Source organism: Nocardia colli (assembly GCF_008704205.1).
GTDB classification, from domain to species: Bacteria; Actinomycetota; Actinomycetes; order Mycobacteriales; family Mycobacteriaceae; genus Nocardia; species Nocardia colli.
Genome location: NZ_VXLC01000003.1, coordinates 714,371 through 730,001, shown reverse-complemented (window position 1 = coordinate 730,001; position 15,631 = coordinate 714,371). Strand labels below are relative to the sequence as shown.

Here is a 15,631-nt window from a genome sequence, read left to right as displayed (position 1 = left end):
AAACCACCGGAAACGTTGTCGGAGGTGACAGCCGATGGTACCGTCCAGACACATGTCCAGCTATGTGTCTCTGCCCGGTTCGCTGCTGTTCACCGGTCGAGAGAACTTGTTCTCGAATGGTGGGTGGGTGTCGTGACGGCCGCGTTGGAACCTTTGACGTTCGATCCGTACGACTACCGGTTCCACGAGGACCCGTACCCGACCTATCACCGGCTGCGCACCGAGGCGCCGCTCTACTACAACGCCGAGCTGGATTTCTGGGCGCTGTCCCGGCACACCGACGTGACCAACGGATTCCGGGACAGCGCCCGGTTGTCCAGCGCCAACGGCGTCTCCCTCGATCCGGCCGCCTGGGGACCGCACGCGCACCGGGTGATGTCGTTCCTGGCCATGGACGATCCGCGGCACCTGCGCATGCGCCGACTGGTCTTCAAGGGGTTCACGCCGAAGCGAGTGGCCGAAATGCAGGGCCGGATCCAGGAATTGACGCTGTCCTACCTCGAGCCCGCCATCGCCGAAGGGGCGTTCGACTGGATCGACGAGGTCGCGGGCAAGCTGCCGATGGACGTCATCTCCGAGCTGATGGGCGTACCCGCCTGCGATCGGGTCGAAATCCGCAGGCTCGCCGACCTGGTCGTGCACCGCGACGACGGCGTGCTCGACATTCCGCCGGCCGCCATCGAGGCCTCGATCAAACTGCTCACCTACTACACCGAGATGGTGGCCGAGCGAAAGCGCACGCCGAGCGCGGATCTGACCTCGGCGCTGCTGGAGGCCGACGTCGACGGTGACACCCTGTCCGACGAGGAAATCATCGGGTTCCTGTTCCTGATGGTGGTCGCGGGCAACGAGACCACGACCAAGCTGCTCGGCAACGCGCTGTACTGGGGTGCGCGCAATCCGGGGGAGTACGCCAAGGTCGCGGCGGAACCCGCGCACGTGCCGGATTGGGTGGAGGAGACGCTGCGCTACGACACTTCCAGCCAGGTGATCGCGCGCTCGGCCACCGCGGATCTGGACTATCACGGCGGCACCATCCCGGCCGGCGCGAAGGTGCTGCTGCTGATCGGCTCGGCCAACCGCGATCCGGCCGTGTTCGACGACGGCGACAGCTATCGGATCGATCGCGCCGACAAGGCCGGGCTGGCGAGTTTCGGTGCGGGCGTGCACTACTGCCTCGGCGCGCACCTGGCCCGGCTGGAGGCGACGGTCGCGCTGCGCGAATTCGCTTCCCGCGTGCGGTCGTACGGCGTCGTCGATACCGGTGTGGTGCGCGTGCATTCGTCGAATGTGCGCGGCTTCGCCAAACTCCCCATCGTCGTGGAGGCGAGATAATGCCCCGATTCGAACCCCATCCGCCGCGCCGTCCGGTGCTGGTGGCCGGCGCGTCCTCCGGCATCGGCGCAGGCACCGCCGCCGCGCTCGCCGAACTCGGGTATCCGGTCGCGCTCGGCGCGCGGCGGGTCGAGCAGTGCGCGGAACTAGCGGACAAGATCCGCGCCGACGGCGGCGAGGCGTTCGCGCACCGCCTGGACGTCACCGACGCCGCGTCGATCGACGAATTCGTGACCGCGGCCGAGAAAGCGTTGGGCCCCATCGAGATTCTGGTCTCCAGCGCCGGGGACATCGAGTTCTCGCCGGTGCACGAGATGGACCCGGAACGGTTCCTGGCGCAGGTCGACGTGCACCTGATCGGTGCGCATCGGCTGGTGCACCGGGTGCTGCCCGGCATGCTCGAGCGTCAGCGCGGCGACATCGTGTTGATCAGTTCCGACTGCGCTCCCGAGCCGCGGCCGCGCACCGGTGCCTACAGCGCCGCCAAGGCCGGTCTGGAGGCGATGGCCCAGCAGATGCGAATGGAACTGGAGGGCACCGGGATTCGCGCTTCGCTGGTGCGCCCAGGGCCGACGCTGACCGGCATGGGCATGAATTCCACGCCGGAGGTCGTCGGGCCGCTGCTGGAGGCGTGGAAGGACTGGGGGTTCGCCCGGCATCCGAACATGTTGCGACCGAGCGACCTTGCCGCGGCCGTGGCGGCCGTGGTGTCCACCCCGCGCGGTGCGCATCTCGTACTCGTCGAGGTTCAGCCGGAAGCGAAGGTGCGTCAGTGAGAGTCATCGCCGATCTGGACCTGTGCCAGGGGCATGCGGTCTGCCAGGAGGAGGCGCCGGACGCGTTCCGCGTGCCCAAGCACGGCCAAGTCGAAATCCTGATGGACACAACGGAACCCGCCGATCGTGCCGACATCGAGCGCGCCATCGAATATTGCCCGACGCAAGCGTTGTCGCTTGCTCCGACGGAAGGTGGCCGGTGATGGTCGCGCGGGACGAGCTGGACGAGATGGTCCGGCGCTGGCTGATCGAGAACCAGCGCTGCGAGGAGAAGGGCGACTGGAAGCCGTTGGCGCAGATGTACACCGAGGACGCCACCTACGGCTGGAACTACGGTCCCACCCAGGAATTCATGGCCGTCGGCCGCGACGAGATCCGCGAGCTCGCCCTCGGTCAGGAGATGCAGGGACTCGACGGCTGGACCTATCCGTATCAGGAGTTCGTCGTCGACGACCGCAGCGGCACCGTCATCGGCTTCTGGAAACAGGTGTCGGAGGTGAAACGCCCGGACGGGCGGCCGTTTTCGCCCGAGGGCATCGGCGGCAGCTGGTTCCGCTACGGCGGCGACTACCAATGGTCGTGGCAGCGTGACTTCTTCGATTTCGGCAACGTCTCGCACATGTTCCTGGAGATGATCACCGGCAAGGTGCTGCCCGCCGGCATGCAGAAGCGCATCGAACGCGCGGGCGCCGGACCGCTGCCCGGGTGGTATCCGGTCGGCGAAGGCCCGGCCTCGCTGTGGTGAATGCCTTGCCGGGGAGCAACTTCGAGCAGCTGTCGCGGGCACAGCTCGCCACACTGCTGCCCGAGCTGCTGCTGTGCGGCCATCTGATCGACCGCTCCGGCATGGCCCACACCATCGCGGCGTTCGGCCGGGGCGGGATGACCGCCGTCGCGATCGAAGAGTGGCAGCTGGCCAGTCCGATCTACACCCGGCGCATGCAACGCGCGTTCGGGTTCAGCGGCGACGACGTAGTAACCATCTTCAAGGGTTTGCAGCTGGATATCGGTGCCCCACCACAATTCATGGACTTCCGGTTCCGGGTCGACGACCGCGATCACGGCGAGTTCTGGCTCGATCATTGCGGTGCGCTGCTGGACGTGGAGCCGATGGGCGACGACTTCGTGCTGGCGATGTGCCACGACATCGAGGATCCGACCTTCGACGCGACCGCGCTGGCCACCAATCCGCACGCCCAGGTGCGGCCGATCCATCGTCCGCCACGTCGGCCTGCCGACCGAAAACCGATGTGTGCGTGGACAGTTACCATCGACGCCGCGCACGTACCGCCGCAGGTCCCGCCGAACACCGCCCTGATCGCGGAATCCGCGGCCGCGCGGCTGGTGCTCGCCGACATCGATCCCGAAAACGAGGGGCGCTGCGACTACGCGGGCCCGCTGTTGAGTGACCTGCGCTTCCCGGACTTCTCGAAGTCGGCGCTGGTGCGCATGGCCGACGAGGTCTGCCTGCAACACCATCTGCTGACCCTCGGTTTCCTGATCGCGCTGCGTTCCCGGCTCGCTCCGGCGGCGGCGATCACGCTGTGCCGCAAGCAGTTCGCGGGCATCGCCGGGCTCACCGCCGAACGACTGCGCAACGCGCTGAACCTCGGCGACGACGCGGCCGCGTTGGCGACCGTGCTGCGTCTGCATCCGGCCTGGAATCCGCTGCCCTACACGGATATTCGCGTTACCGAAGGCGGCAACGTCCGGCTGACCATCCCGCACGACAGCGACGCGCAGTCCGACGGTGCCTGGCCGGCCTTGATCGATGCCGACCACCTCGCTCCGATCGACGCGATGGCCCGCGCCGTGAACCCTCGATTCGCCGCCCACGCAGTCGATTCCACCGACCAGGAGCTGACCGTCGAGCTGGTCCGCGGCGAGCGACCCGTCCGCGAGTCGACCGAGGTCGCGCTGACCCGGTTCAGCACCGGCGCCGCTTTCGCCTTCACCGACCGCGGTATCCCGCTGCCGCTGACGGTGGTGTGAGATCCGTATCGAGAGAGTGAATTGCCGTGGCACGTAACTTCGCCGACCTGTTCGAGCATTCCGTCGACGCGATGCCCGATCGGGTCGCACTGCTGGCCGGCGAGCGCCGCCTGACCTTCGCCGAGGTCGATGCCCGGGCGAACCGGCTGGCCGCGCACCTGACGGCCGCGGGGATCCGCGCGGGCACCCACGTCGGATTCCAGATGCACAACGGCATCGAGACCATGGAGACGCTGCTCGCCTGCTTCAAGGTCCGGGCCGTGCCGATCAACATCAACTATCGCTACGGCGTCGAGGAACTGCGCTACGTCTACGACAACGCCGACCTCCGCGCACTGGTCTACCACTCGTCCTATGCGACGGCGGTGCACGCGGCCGCCGCACGGATCCGCTCGCTGCACCACGGCATCGTGGTGCCCGACGACACCCTCGACGCCGACCCGCCGGTCGACGCCGTGCACTACGAGGACGCGCTCGCCGCCGGTTCCGCCGAGCGCGACTTCCCCGAGCGCAGCGCCGACGACCTGTTCATGATGTACACCGGCGGCACCACGGGCCTGCCCAAGGGCGTGATGTGGCGTCAGGAAGACATGTGGCGGGTGCTCGGCGGCGGCATCGACTTCTACACCGGCGTCCCGGTGGCCGACGAATACGAACAGTCCCGGGTCGGCGCGCAGGGGGCGCAGAGCACCTGGTTCGTGCTGCCGCCGCTGATCCACGCGGCCGCCATGATGCCGACCTTCGCCGCCCTCTGGTCCGGCAAGGCCGCGCTCTTCGAACCGCGATTCGACGCGAATCTGGTGTGGCAGGCGGTCGTTCGGCATCGCCCGCAGGTCATGGTCATCACCGGCGACGCCATGGCGCGCCCGCTGCTCGACGCCTACCGCGCCGCACCCGTGGACGCGTCCGGGCTGCTCGCCATCGGTTCCGGCGCCGCGCTGCTGTCGCAACCGGTGAAGAACGAACTCCTGGAACTGTTTCCGGCGCTGGCCGTCACCGACTCCATCGGCTCCTCGGAAACCGGTTTCGGCGGAATGGGTTTCGTGCAGAAGGACGACGACCCCGGGCGTGGGCCGCGGGTGCAGATCGGTCGCGGGTCGATCGTGGTCGACGACGACGGGCGGCCCGTGCGGCCCGGCGAGGAGGGGTGGCTGGCGAAGAGCGGGTCGATCCCACTCGGCTACTACAAGGATTCGGTCAAGACCGACAAGCTGTTCAAGACGGTCGACGGCGTGCGCATCGTGGTCACCGACGATCGCGCGCGGATCGAGGCCGACGGGTCGGTCACGCTGCTCGGCCGCGGCAACATGGTGGTGAACACCGGCGGCGAGAAGGTCTTCGTCGAAGAGGTCGAGAGCGTGGTCAAGGCGCACGACGGCATCTACGACGCGGTGGTGGTCGGCGTCCCGCACGAGCGATGGGGCCGGCAGGTCGCCGCGGTGGTCTCGGTGACCGGGCCGGTCGATTTCGCCGAGCTGACCGCGCACGTCCGCAAGCACCTGGCCGGGTACAAGGTGCCCAAGCGGATCTGGCTGGCCGAGGTCATCGCCCGCGCCCCCAGCGGCAAGCCGGACTACCGCTGGGCCAAGGACTACACCGTGCGGCACGCGCCGGACTATCAGGCGGACTGAGCCATGAGACTGCGCGAACGCCCACGCCGGGCAATAGGAACGTGTTCTAATTCGGGGAGAGTACCGGCCCGATACCTGCGGCGATTCCGCACGTCATGGAGAAGTCCCGATGACCACTGAGACCACCAAGAGCCCGACGGCGACGCTGCCCGCCCGGATCACCGGAGCGCTGATCGACCGGTCGACCGGTCTGGTCGTCGCCGACGGTACCGTCGCACCGTACTCGATGACGGAGGTCTACACTGGCGCGCCGGTCGGTGAACTCCCGCAGTCGAGTCCCGCCGATGTCGCCACGGCGGCCGCGACCGCCCGTGCGGCACAACCGGACTGGGCCGCGCTGCCGGTGCGGCGCAGGCTCGAGGTCTTCGAGCGGATGCACGAACTGATCCTCACCGAGGTCGAGACCATCGCCGATCTCATCCAGATCGGTTGCGGGAAGACCCGCCGGATGGCCGTCGAGGAGTCGTGCGACGTGCCGATGGTGATCAGTCACTACCTGAAAACCGCACGGCGCGTGCTGCGTTCGAAGCGGCGCGGCGGTGCGATGCCGATCATCACCACCTCGACCGAGGAACACCGGCCCAAGGGTCTGGTCGCGGTGATCGCGCCGTGGAACTTCCCGTTCGCCATCGCGCTCTCCGACGCGATGCCGGCGCTGATGGCGGGCAACGGGGTAATCCTGAAGCCGGACAACAAGACCGCGCTGTGCGTCCTGTTCGGCGTCGAGCTGCTGCATCGGGCCGGCCTGCCGCGCGGGCTGGTGCAGGTGGTGTGCGGTGAGGGGCCGGATATCGGTCCGAGCCTGATCGACGCCGTGGATTTCGTCATGTTCACCGGCTCGACCGCCACCGGACGGGTGGTCGGCGAGCAGGCCGGGCGCAACCTGATCAGTTGCAGCCTGGAACTCGGCGGCAAGAACCCGATGCTCGTGCTCGCGGACGCGAACCTGGACGAGGCGATCGCCGGGGCCGCGTTCGCGGTGTTCGCCAACTCGGGACAGGCGTGCATGCACATCGAGCGGATCTACGTGCACCGCAGCCGGTTCGACGAGTTCGTGCGCGGATTGGTCGCGGCCGCCGACGAATTGAACGGCAAGATCGGGGCGGCCTACGACTACGCACCGGAGTTCGGTTCGCTGGTCTCGGTGCAGCACCGGGATCGGGTGGCCGAGCATGTCGAGGATGCCTGCGCCAAGGGAGCCACGGTGCTGACCGGCGGCAGAGTTCGCCCCGATATCGGTCCCGCGTTCTACGAGGCGACCGTGCTCACCGGCGTCACTCCGGAGATGACGCACGCGACGCTGGAGACGTTCGGCCCGGTCGTGAGCGTCTACCCGTTCGACGACGAGCAAGAGGCCATCCGGCTCGCCAACGACACCGACTACGGCTTGAACGCGAGCGTGTGGAGCCGAGACCTGGCCCGCGCCAACCGGATCGCCGCGCAGCTCCAGGCGGGCAATATCAACATCAACGACGGATTCGTGGCGACCTACGCGGCCAAGGCCACCCCGTCCGGCGGGGTCAAGCAGTCCGGCGTCGGCACCCGGCACGGCGATCAGGGCCTGCTCAAGTACACCGACACGGTGAACGTCGGCGTGCTCAAACGGCAAGTGCTGTCGGCACGTTCGGGGCAGCCGTACGAGAAGCAACTGAAGACGACGCTGATGTCGCTGCGGCTGATGCGCCGGATGAGGCTGCGCTGAGATTGTTCGCTGCGCCGAGGGGCGCGGTTCGCAGTACCACCTGAGGAGGTAGCCGTGGCGACACCGTCGTTGCCGGCCGGATTCGACTTCACCGATCCGGCCCTGTGGGAGACGCGAAGGCCCATCGAGGAATTCGCCATGCTGCGCCGGACCGCTCCGGTCTGGTGGCAGCCGCAGGAGGACGACCACTCCGGTGGGTTCCGCGACGGCGGCTACTGGGTGGTGAGCACACTCGCTGACGTCAAGGAGATCTCGCGCAACCCGGAGCTGTTCTCCTCCGAACGCAAAGGCTCGATCATCCGGCCGGCCGACACCACCACGCCGGAGCAATCGGCCGCGGCGAGCGTGCTGCTGGTGAACATGGACCCGCCGAAGCACTCCAAGTTCCGCAAGATCATCACGAAGGGTTTCACCCCGCGCGCGGTGGAGGGATTGCGTGCGGCGTTGACCGAACGAGCGCATGCCATTGTGCACGAGGCGAAAAAAGCGGGCGGCGGCAATTTCGTAGAACAGGTCGCATGCGAGTTGCCGTTGCAGGCGATCGCCGAGTTGATCGGTGTCCCACAGGAAGACCGGCGCAAGCTGTTCGACTGGTCCAATCAGATGCTCAGCTACGACGATCCTGATTACGGTGATCCAGCGCTCGCCTCCGCCGAAATCCTCGGTTATGCCTGGAACATGGCCGAGCAGCGGCGCGGCGCCCCGGCGGGGGATATCGTGTCCGAACTCGTGCACGCCGACGTCGACGGCGAGTCGCTCGGCTCGGACGAATTCGGTTTCTTCGTGATCCTGCTTTCGGTGGCGGGCAACGAAACCACACGCAATGCCATCACGCACGGCATGAAGGCATTCGTGGACCATCCGGAGCAATGGGAGTTGTACAAGGAGCGCCGGCCGCGCACCGCGCCCGACGAGATCGTCCGGTGGGCCACGCCGGTGACCGCGTTCCAGCGCACCGCCACCGCCGACACCGAACTCGGCGGTACGCCGATCCGGCAGGGCGACCGGGTCGGACTGTTCTACGGTTCGGCCAACTTCGACGAGGACGCGTTCGACGATCCGTTCACCTTCGACATCCTGCGCGATCCGAATCCGCATGTCGGCTTCGGCGGCACCGGCGCGCACTACTGCGTCGGCGCGAACCTGGCCCGGCTGGAAATCGACCTCATGTTCAACGCGATCGCCGACGCCATGCCCAAGATCACCGAGGTCGCCGATCCGGTACGGTTGCGGTCGGGGTGGATCAACGGAATCAAGAATTGGCAGGTCCGATACGAATGAATCTTCGAAACGTACCGCTACAGACGCTGAGCGGTGCACCCGCGACGCTGTCCGAGCTGGTCGGCGACAACGTGGTGCTGCTGGTCAACGTGGCCTCCAAATGTGGGCTGACGCCGCAGTACACCGGGCTGGTCGAATTGCAGAAGTCCTACGGCCCGCGCGGTTTCAGCGTGGTCGGCGTGCCCAGCAATCAGTTCATGGGGCAGGAGCCGGGCACGGCCGAGGAGATCCAGGAATTCTGCTCGACCACCTATGGCGTCGACTTCCCGCTGCTGGAGAAGACCGATGTCAACGGGGAAAACCAGCACCCGCTGTATGAAACCCTGGTCGAGACCGCCGACGCCGACGGCGCGGCCGGCGACGTCCAGTGGAACTTCGAGAAGTTCCTGATCGATCGGGACGGGAAGGTGGCAGGGCGTTTCCGTCCCACCGTCACCCCCGATGCGGCTGCGCTTGTTGCAGCCATTGAATCCCTGCTCTGAGTGCACAATTCGAGGCCCGTCCGGTTGAATTGCGTGGTCCTCGGCCTCGCCCGGACGATGCCGGACGCCGAAGCCTTCGTCGGCGGCGTGCAACCGGGCGCCGTCTTCAACGCGAGCTTCATGTACGGCGGCGAGCCCTACACCTACCGCGACGATCTGCCGAAGGTCAACGCCATCGGCGGACCGCACTGCGCGGGCGTCCTCGACCACGTACCGGGCGTCGCCGCCCCATAACCCGGTGCGAGGGTGCACGATCGGCATATGGGGCAAACAACATTGGAGACCGAACGACTGACCCTCGCGCCGCTACGCGCGGAGCACACCGACGCCGTCGTGGCGGTGTTCGCGCACAAGAGCATGAGCACCTACATCGATATCGACTTCGGCGTGGAGGGTAACGCGCGAGAGATGGTGCAGCGACGGCTCGCCTACGACGGGCCACCGAGGATGGGGCACTGGGTGATCCTGCACGAGGGCGCGGTCGTGGGCCTCGGCCACCTCCGTCCCTCCTGGGAACTCCCAGGGGACCTACCCGAGATCGGCTGGTACCTCAGCCCTGACTACGGCGGTCGCGGCCTCGCCACCGAGGCGGCCGCCGCCATCCTCCGGTACGGCCTCGAAGACCTGCGCCTGAACTCCGTCTGGGCCCTGGTCCACGCCGACAACGAACCCAGCCTCAAACTCGCCGCCCGCCTGGGCTTCCTGGTAGTCGGCACCGGCCACCACTACGGCGCCGAACACCGCATCCACGTCGCACTCCCACAGCCGCACGCTTTCTGACGGTGCGGCTGTGGGTGCTCAGCTGCGGCGGGTGAGGGGCTCGCGGAGGCCGAGGTGCTGGCGGAGGGTGGTGCCGGTGTATTCGGTGCGGTAGACGCCTCGCTCCTGGAGTTCGGGTACCAGCCAGTCGACGATCTCGTCGAGACCGGTGGGGACCAGGTAGGGGGAGATGTTGAAGCCGTCTACCGCGCCCTGACGGACCCAACGGGCGAGTTCGTCGGCAACCTGAGCGGGCGTGCCGGCGAATCCGGACCGTTCGGTGGTGGCGATGACTGTCTCACGGAGGGAAAGGTTTTCGGCCTCGGCGCGGGCGCGCCATTCGCGGGCGATGGCGTGCGGGTCCTGGCCGTGGCGCGGGGCGCCGCGGGTTTCGGAGATGGGGCGGTGTTCGGGGTCTTCCTTCGGGAGGGGGCCGTCGGGGTCGAGGTGGGACAGGTCGCGGCCCCACACCTGACCGGCCAGGGAAAGCGTGGTCTGGCCGGTGTATTGGCCGTTCTTGACCCAGCGGACCTTCTCCTCGACCTCGGATTCCTTCTCCGCCAACACGATCTGGGTGCCGGGCAGGATCTTGATGTCGTCCTCCGGCCGGCCTGCCGCGCGCAGGCGAGCACGGATGTCGTTGGCGAACGCGAGGGCGTCGTCGAAATGCGTTCCGTGTCTGGAGAAGATGACGTCGGCGTTGGCCGCGGCGAAATCCCGGCCGGTGGGGGAGTCTCCGGCCTGGAAGATGACGGGATGCCCCTGGGCGCTGCGCGGAAGCGTCGGAGTGATCGACACCTGGAAATGATCGGTGGATCGTTCGACCGGACTCACCGCGTCGGCGCTCGCCCACGAAGGGCTCTGCTGGGAGGTGGCGATCGCGCCGTCACGCCAGGAATCCCAGATCGCGCGAGCAGTGGCGAGGAACTCCCCGGCCCGCTCGTAGCGCAGCGCGTGATCCAAATAGCCGCCGCGGCGGAAGTTTTCACCAGTCCAGGCATTGTCGGTGGTGACCGCGTTCCACCCGGCGCGACCGCCGGAGATCAGGTCGAGGCCGCTCAATCGGCGGGCCAGGTCGGCGGGCTCGTTGTAGGTGGTGTTCTGGGTCGCGACCAGGCCGATGTGCCGGGTGACGCCCGCCAGTGCGGCGAGCTGGGCGATCGCGTCCGGGCGGCCCGCGATGTCCAGTTCGAGGATCTTGCCGTCCTGCTCGCGCAGCCGCAGCCCCTCGCCGAGGAAGAACGCGTCGAACAACCCGCGCTCGGCGGTCTGCGCGACCCGGCGGAAGGTCTCGAAGTCGATCTGCGAGCCGCTGGCCGGGTCGGACCAGATGGTGGTGTGGTTGACGCCCTGGAAGAACACACCGAAATGGACCTGGGCGTCCGGACGTGGATGAGCTGTCATGTCGTTGGCTCCTGTCAGTTCGACGCGGCGTAGCGAGTGGCGGGGCGGGCCAGGCCGAGGTTGGCGCGCAGCGTGGAACCCGGCACCGGACGGTGCGCGATGCCGGCGCGCAGCAGCGCGGGCAGGACCTCGCGGGCGAGCACCGGAAGGTCCTCGTCGATGACCGCCGGGTGCAGGCGCACGCCGTCGAGATGGGCGCTGAGATGGGTCAGCAGGTCGACCAGCTCGGCCGCGGAGCCGGAAAAGGCCAGCCGGGCCGGGGAATTCGAGGGCGCGGCGCCGAGGCGTTCGACCGCGGTGGCGCCGGGGGTGTCCAGGGTGACATCGATTTCGGCGAACGCCAGACCGGGGCGTGCTTGCTCGGCCGATTCGATGGCGGCGGCGACCGAGTCGGCCGCGACGAGCCGGACGTCGACGTCGCCGTCCACGCCGAACACCACCGGCTGCCCCTGCGGTGGGCGCGGCACGATCGCCGGTCCCTTCACCGAGAACGTCTCGCCGCGAAAGTCGATGTAGTGCAGTCTGTTCCGGTCCAGGAATCGTCCGTTGGGGTAGTCGCGGATCACCGCGTCGTCGTCCCACGAGTCCCACAGGCGGCGGGCGACCTCGATGGAATCGTCCTGCTCCCTGGCGAGTTCGTCGCCGGGGACTTGCGTGCGTCCCCAGGCGGCGGCGGCCCGCGGGTCATCGATCGGCTCGGCGATCCATCCGGCCCGGCCACGCGACGCGTAGTCGAGCGTCGCGATCTGCGAGGACGTGTGGAACGGTTCGGCGTAGCTGGTGGCGACCGTGGGCACCAGGCCGATGGTGCTGGTCGTCGCGGCCACGAACGACGCGCGGGTGACCGCGTCGATGCGGCCCGCGATGGCCGCCGGCGGCAGGATGGAGTCGGCGAAGGTGACGAGGGTGAAGCCCGCGTTCTCCGCCGTCGCCACGCGAGTGCGCAGGGTGTCGCCGGTGAGCAGGCGATCCGGCGCGTGCGCGGCGCGCCGCCAGGCCTCGGGGTGGAAGCCTTCGCCGTCGAGTTCTATGCCGAGCGCGAAAACGCCCATCCGACACCTTCTTCCGTGCGATCGAGGATTGCGGTGATGACGCCGTTGTCGGCGAGGAGTACCGGGCGGGAATCGCCGGTCAGTCGTTCGGCGGCGGCACCGCGGGATTCGCGGATGCCGACCACGAGGAGCGGGGGATCGAGGTGCGCGGTGACCGGGTCGTCCAGCGGTGCGGCGGTCAGCGTGGAGTGCGCTGCGGAGCCGAGGATCTCGGCCACCACGACCTCGACCGATCCGGGCCGATCCAGGACTACGGGCAGAGCCGTTGCCGCGCCGAGTATTTCGAGCGCCTCGGCGACAGTCGCCGTCGACGGAACGAATTCGACAGTGCCGGAACGGCTCTGATCATCTCCGACGGTTTCTGTGGCCCCGACGTCGAAGCCGAGCCTGCCGACCCATTCCTCGTCGAAATACTTGCTCAGATAGGCCCGCCCGGAGTCCGGCACGATCACCACCACCAGATCCTCCGGCGGCAGCTCGGCGGCTACCCGCAGCGCCGCCGCAACGGAGACGCCGGCCGACCCGCCGACGAGCAGCCCTTCCTCCCGCGCCAATCGCGCGATCACTGCGAAAGCCTCTGCGTCACTGACCCGTTCGACCCGCGCCAACACCTCACGGTGATACGACTGCGGCCATTCGTCCTCGACGGTCTCCGGATGCCGGAAATGACCGACCGCCTCGACGTAATACGCCCGTCCGTCCCCGCCGCCGTACACCGAATGCTCGGGATCCGCCCCGATGACCTGAACGCGACCGTCGGACACCTCACCGAGATAGCGTCCGGCGCCGCTCACGGTGCCGCCGGTCCCGATGCCCGCCACGAAATGCGTGACGCGCCCGCCGGTCTGCGCCCAGATCTCCGGCCCGGTGGTGCGGTAGTGCGCCTCGGGATTCGCCGGATTGTCGTACTGACCGGCCAGCCACCCGCCGGGTAGCTCGGCCGCGAGCCGAGTCGCGAGATTGCGCACGTGCTCCGGGTGATGCGTGGGACGTCCACCGGGCGTCACCCGGACATCCGCGCCGAGCGCCCGCAGGATCGCGATCTTCTCCCGGCTTGTCTTGTCCGGCACCACAACCACGATCCGATACCCGAGCGCCGCCCCGACCAGCGCCAGCCCGATGCCGGTATTGCCCGATGTCCCTTCGACAATCGTGCCGCCGGGGCGCAACTCCCCGCTCGCCTCGGCCGCCCGCACCATGGACAGCGCGATCCGATCCTTCACGCTGCCACCGGGATTGGTGAACTCGAGTTTCGCGTACACCGCCGCGCCCCCGGCTGCCGGCACCCGATTCAACCGAACCAGCGGCGTATGCCCGATAGCGTCGACGACCGACTCGAAGACCTGCGGCGCACCAACGAGACCGGCTCGCCCCACTGGCATTTCGACACCTCTCTGTCCGACGGGCGAAGCAGCCCTCCTCGAGCATGCGTTCCGGCGCGGGGGAGCGCGACGGTTTGCGTCGGGGTGATTCGAAGCCGGTGCAGCCAGCACGAATCCCGGGTCTGCGGGCGACCCGGGATTCGCGCGTGCTGCCTACCGTGCGGCGCGGGCCGAGAGACCGGCCGCGATCAGCACCGTGACCCCTTCGGCGATCGCCGTGCCGCCGAGCGCGTGTGACGCGGACAGCGCCGTGGTACCCGCCAGGCCGAGGAACAGCGTGCCGAAGGAGGCGATGCCGACCACGATGCCGAGCTGCACGTTCGTCACCAGGATTCCGCTGGCGTCCGCCGCCAGGCTCATCGGAACTTTGGCCAGCGTCCGCGTCATCAGCGGACTGAACGCGAACCCGTTACCCGCACCGCAGAGCCCGAGCAGGACCAGTGCCAGCGGCCCGACCTCGGCGCCGTCGCGCAGCAACACGCCCACGGCCACCATGCTCGCCGCGGCCAGCACGAGCCCGAGCGGAATCATCGTGGCGTGGAAGCGATGTGGGATGCGCTCCCAGTTCAGACCGGTGGCGGCGAAGGCCAGACCCATCGGGATGAACAGCAGGCCGGCATGCAGCGCGCTGTAGCCGAGCGTGCTCTGCAAGTGGATGGCCATCACGAACATCCAGCCGCCGAACGTCGCCATCACCACGAACAACGTCGCCGCGGCGAGCAGCAATCCCGGCGCGGCCAGCACCCGGTGCGAGAACAACGGCTCGCCGTCGCGCGCCGCGACGGCTCGCTCGATCCCGACGAACGCCGCGAACGCGATCACGCACGCGCCCAACGAGATCCACGACCACAGCGGCCAGTCGAGCTCGCGGCCCAGCACCAACGGCAGCACCAGCGCCAGCACCGCCACGGTGAGCACGGTCAGCCCGGCCAGGTCGAGCTTGCGATCGAAACGCTGGGTCACCGTGGGCAGCACCCGCGGCGCGACTACCAGCAGCACCAGGCCAATAGGCACGTTGACCAAGAACACCCCGCGCCAGCCGCTGCCCCACACGTCGGCGCTGACGATCAGCCCGCCGAGCACCTGCCCGGCGACCATGCCGCCGGAAATGATCGCCGAATACACGCTCAGCGCCTTGGCCCGGGCATTACCGGTGAAATTGCGCTGAATGAGCGTCATGATCTGCGGCACCATCGCCGCCGCGCCCACACCCTGGGCGAAGCGGAACACGATGAGCGAGGTTTCGTTCCAGGCCAGCCCGCACACCAGTGAGGCGAGCGTGAACAGCGCCAAGCCGGCGATGAACATCCGCCGCTGGCTGAATCGATCGCCGAGCCGGGCGCCGGTCACCAGCAGGACGGCATAGGCGATCACATATCCGGCCACGATCAGCTGCAAAGCCGCGCCGGAGGTGTGCAGGGAACTGCGAATCGAGGGAATCGCGACATTGACGATGGAGGCGTCGAGCACGGCCATGAACTGACCGGTGAGAATTACGGCGAGGATTGCCAGGGTGCGCCGCGCACCGTACGCGGCGGGTGGTGCGGCCGGGGGCGCGGTAACCGGCTGTGCGGCTGCCGAATCCGGCGACAAGATCTGCGTCATGCACTGATCTTGCGGGTAGTTCGACACCAGTAACAGGAGCCCAATAAAACTAGTATCGGCAACACCCGGATAAGCGCTCGGTTCGCGAGGAATGTCGGTTCTGCGGCATATTATTCCGGTGAGATGTGGCGGAGACCACCTGATTCATCGCCGGAACGCCGTCTATCCCGAAATACTTAGACAGGCTAACCTGTTTCAGAGATATAGGGCGTTTCCAACTTTCTCAGCGA

Annotated in this window: 15 protein-coding genes; 11 read left to right on the top strand and 4 right to left on the bottom strand. The window is 68.0% G+C overall.

The genetic code is table 11. The features are described 5' to 3' along the window. Window positions 1-132 precede the first annotated feature (132 nt). The 11 genes from F3087_RS10075 to F3087_RS10025 all read left to right on the top strand — a co-directional run bounded on the left by F3087_RS10075 (window position 133) and on the right by F3087_RS10025 (window position 9,979). Complete coding sequence (locus tag F3087_RS10075) at window positions 133-1,335, top strand: cytochrome P450 (RefSeq protein ID WP_223884967.1); 1,203 nt, start codon at window positions 133-135, stop codon at window positions 1,333-1,335. Further along, window positions 1,335-2,111 carry an SDR family oxidoreductase gene (locus tag F3087_RS10070; RefSeq protein WP_150401559.1) on the top strand — a complete coding sequence of 259 codons (777 nt, stop codon included), beginning with the start codon at window positions 1,335-1,337 and terminating at the stop codon, window positions 2,109-2,111. The genes F3087_RS10075 and F3087_RS10070 overlap by 1 nt, the downstream gene beginning before the upstream one ends. After that, on the top strand, window positions 2,108-2,314 hold the full coding sequence (locus F3087_RS10065) for a ferredoxin (RefSeq protein WP_150401558.1): 207 nt from the start codon (window positions 2,108-2,110) through the stop codon (window positions 2,312-2,314). Before F3087_RS10070 ends, F3087_RS10065 begins: the two co-directional genes overlap by 4 nt. Further along, window positions 2,314-2,856: a Cif family virulence factor gene (locus F3087_RS10060; protein WP_150401557.1), complete on the top strand. Its 543-nt coding sequence runs from the start codon at window positions 2,314-2,316 to the stop codon at window positions 2,854-2,856. Before F3087_RS10065 ends, F3087_RS10060 begins: the two co-directional genes overlap by 1 nt. A gap of 5 nt (window positions 2,857-2,861) precedes the next feature. After that, window positions 2,862-4,103, top strand: a complete 1,242-nt coding sequence (locus F3087_RS10055; protein WP_396897542.1) for a hypothetical protein — start codon at window positions 2,862-2,864, stop codon at window positions 4,101-4,103. Window positions 4,104-4,129: 26 nt separating this feature from the next. Continuing rightward, window positions 4,130-5,734 (top strand): acyl-CoA synthetase, encoded by a 1,605-nt coding sequence (locus F3087_RS10050; protein WP_150401555.1) that lies wholly within the window; start codon window positions 4,130-4,132, stop codon window positions 5,732-5,734. 109 nt (window positions 5,735-5,843) lie between these two features. Beyond that, complete coding sequence (locus F3087_RS10045) at window positions 5,844-7,436, top strand: succinic semialdehyde dehydrogenase (RefSeq protein ID WP_150401554.1); 1,593 nt, start codon at window positions 5,844-5,846, stop codon at window positions 7,434-7,436. A gap of 54 nt (window positions 7,437-7,490) precedes the next feature. Beyond that, window positions 7,491-8,717, top strand: coding sequence for a cytochrome P450 (locus F3087_RS10040; RefSeq protein WP_150401553.1), 1,227 nt, complete (start codon window positions 7,491-7,493; stop codon window positions 8,715-8,717). Continuing rightward, on the top strand, window positions 8,714-9,199 hold the full coding sequence (locus F3087_RS10035; protein ID WP_150401552.1) for a glutathione peroxidase: 486 nt from the start codon (window positions 8,714-8,716) through the stop codon (window positions 9,197-9,199). The genes F3087_RS10040 and F3087_RS10035 overlap by 4 nt, the downstream gene beginning before the upstream one ends. A 24-nt stretch (window positions 9,200-9,223) precedes the next feature. Continuing rightward, complete coding sequence (locus F3087_RS10030) at window positions 9,224-9,433, top strand: hypothetical protein (RefSeq protein ID WP_223884966.1); 210 nt, start codon at window positions 9,224-9,226, stop codon at window positions 9,431-9,433. A 27-nt stretch (window positions 9,434-9,460) separates the two neighbouring features. Next, window positions 9,461-9,979 carry a GNAT family N-acetyltransferase gene (locus F3087_RS10025; RefSeq protein WP_150401551.1) on the top strand — a complete coding sequence of 173 codons (519 nt, stop codon included), beginning with the start codon at window positions 9,461-9,463 and terminating at the stop codon, window positions 9,977-9,979. Between the two features lie 18 nt (window positions 9,980-9,997). Here F3087_RS10025 and F3087_RS10020 read toward each other — a convergent pair whose 3' ends face one another. The 4 genes from F3087_RS10020 to F3087_RS10005 form a co-directional block, all read right to left on the bottom strand. Beyond that, entirely contained in the window at window positions 9,998-11,362 is a 1,365-nt protein-coding gene (locus tag F3087_RS10020) for an NtaA/DmoA family FMN-dependent monooxygenase (RefSeq protein WP_150401550.1), read from the bottom strand. A 14-nt stretch (window positions 11,363-11,376) separates the two neighbouring features. Then, entirely contained in the window at window positions 11,377-12,414 is a 1,038-nt protein-coding gene (locus F3087_RS10015) for an LLM class flavin-dependent oxidoreductase (protein WP_150401549.1), read from the bottom strand. Beyond that, window positions 12,390-13,796, bottom strand: a complete 1,407-nt coding sequence (locus tag F3087_RS10010) for a PLP-dependent cysteine synthase family protein (protein ID WP_150401548.1) — start codon at window positions 13,794-13,796, stop codon at window positions 12,390-12,392. Before F3087_RS10010 ends, F3087_RS10015 begins: the two co-directional genes overlap by 25 nt. Window positions 13,797-13,949: 153 nt before the next feature. Further along, the gene (locus tag F3087_RS10005) at window positions 13,950-15,401 is read right to left on the bottom strand and encodes an MFS transporter (protein WP_223884965.1); all 1,452 of its coding nucleotides are present in this window, start codon (window positions 15,399-15,401) and stop codon (window positions 13,950-13,952) included. Between the last annotated feature and the right edge of the window lie 230 nt (window positions 15,402-15,631).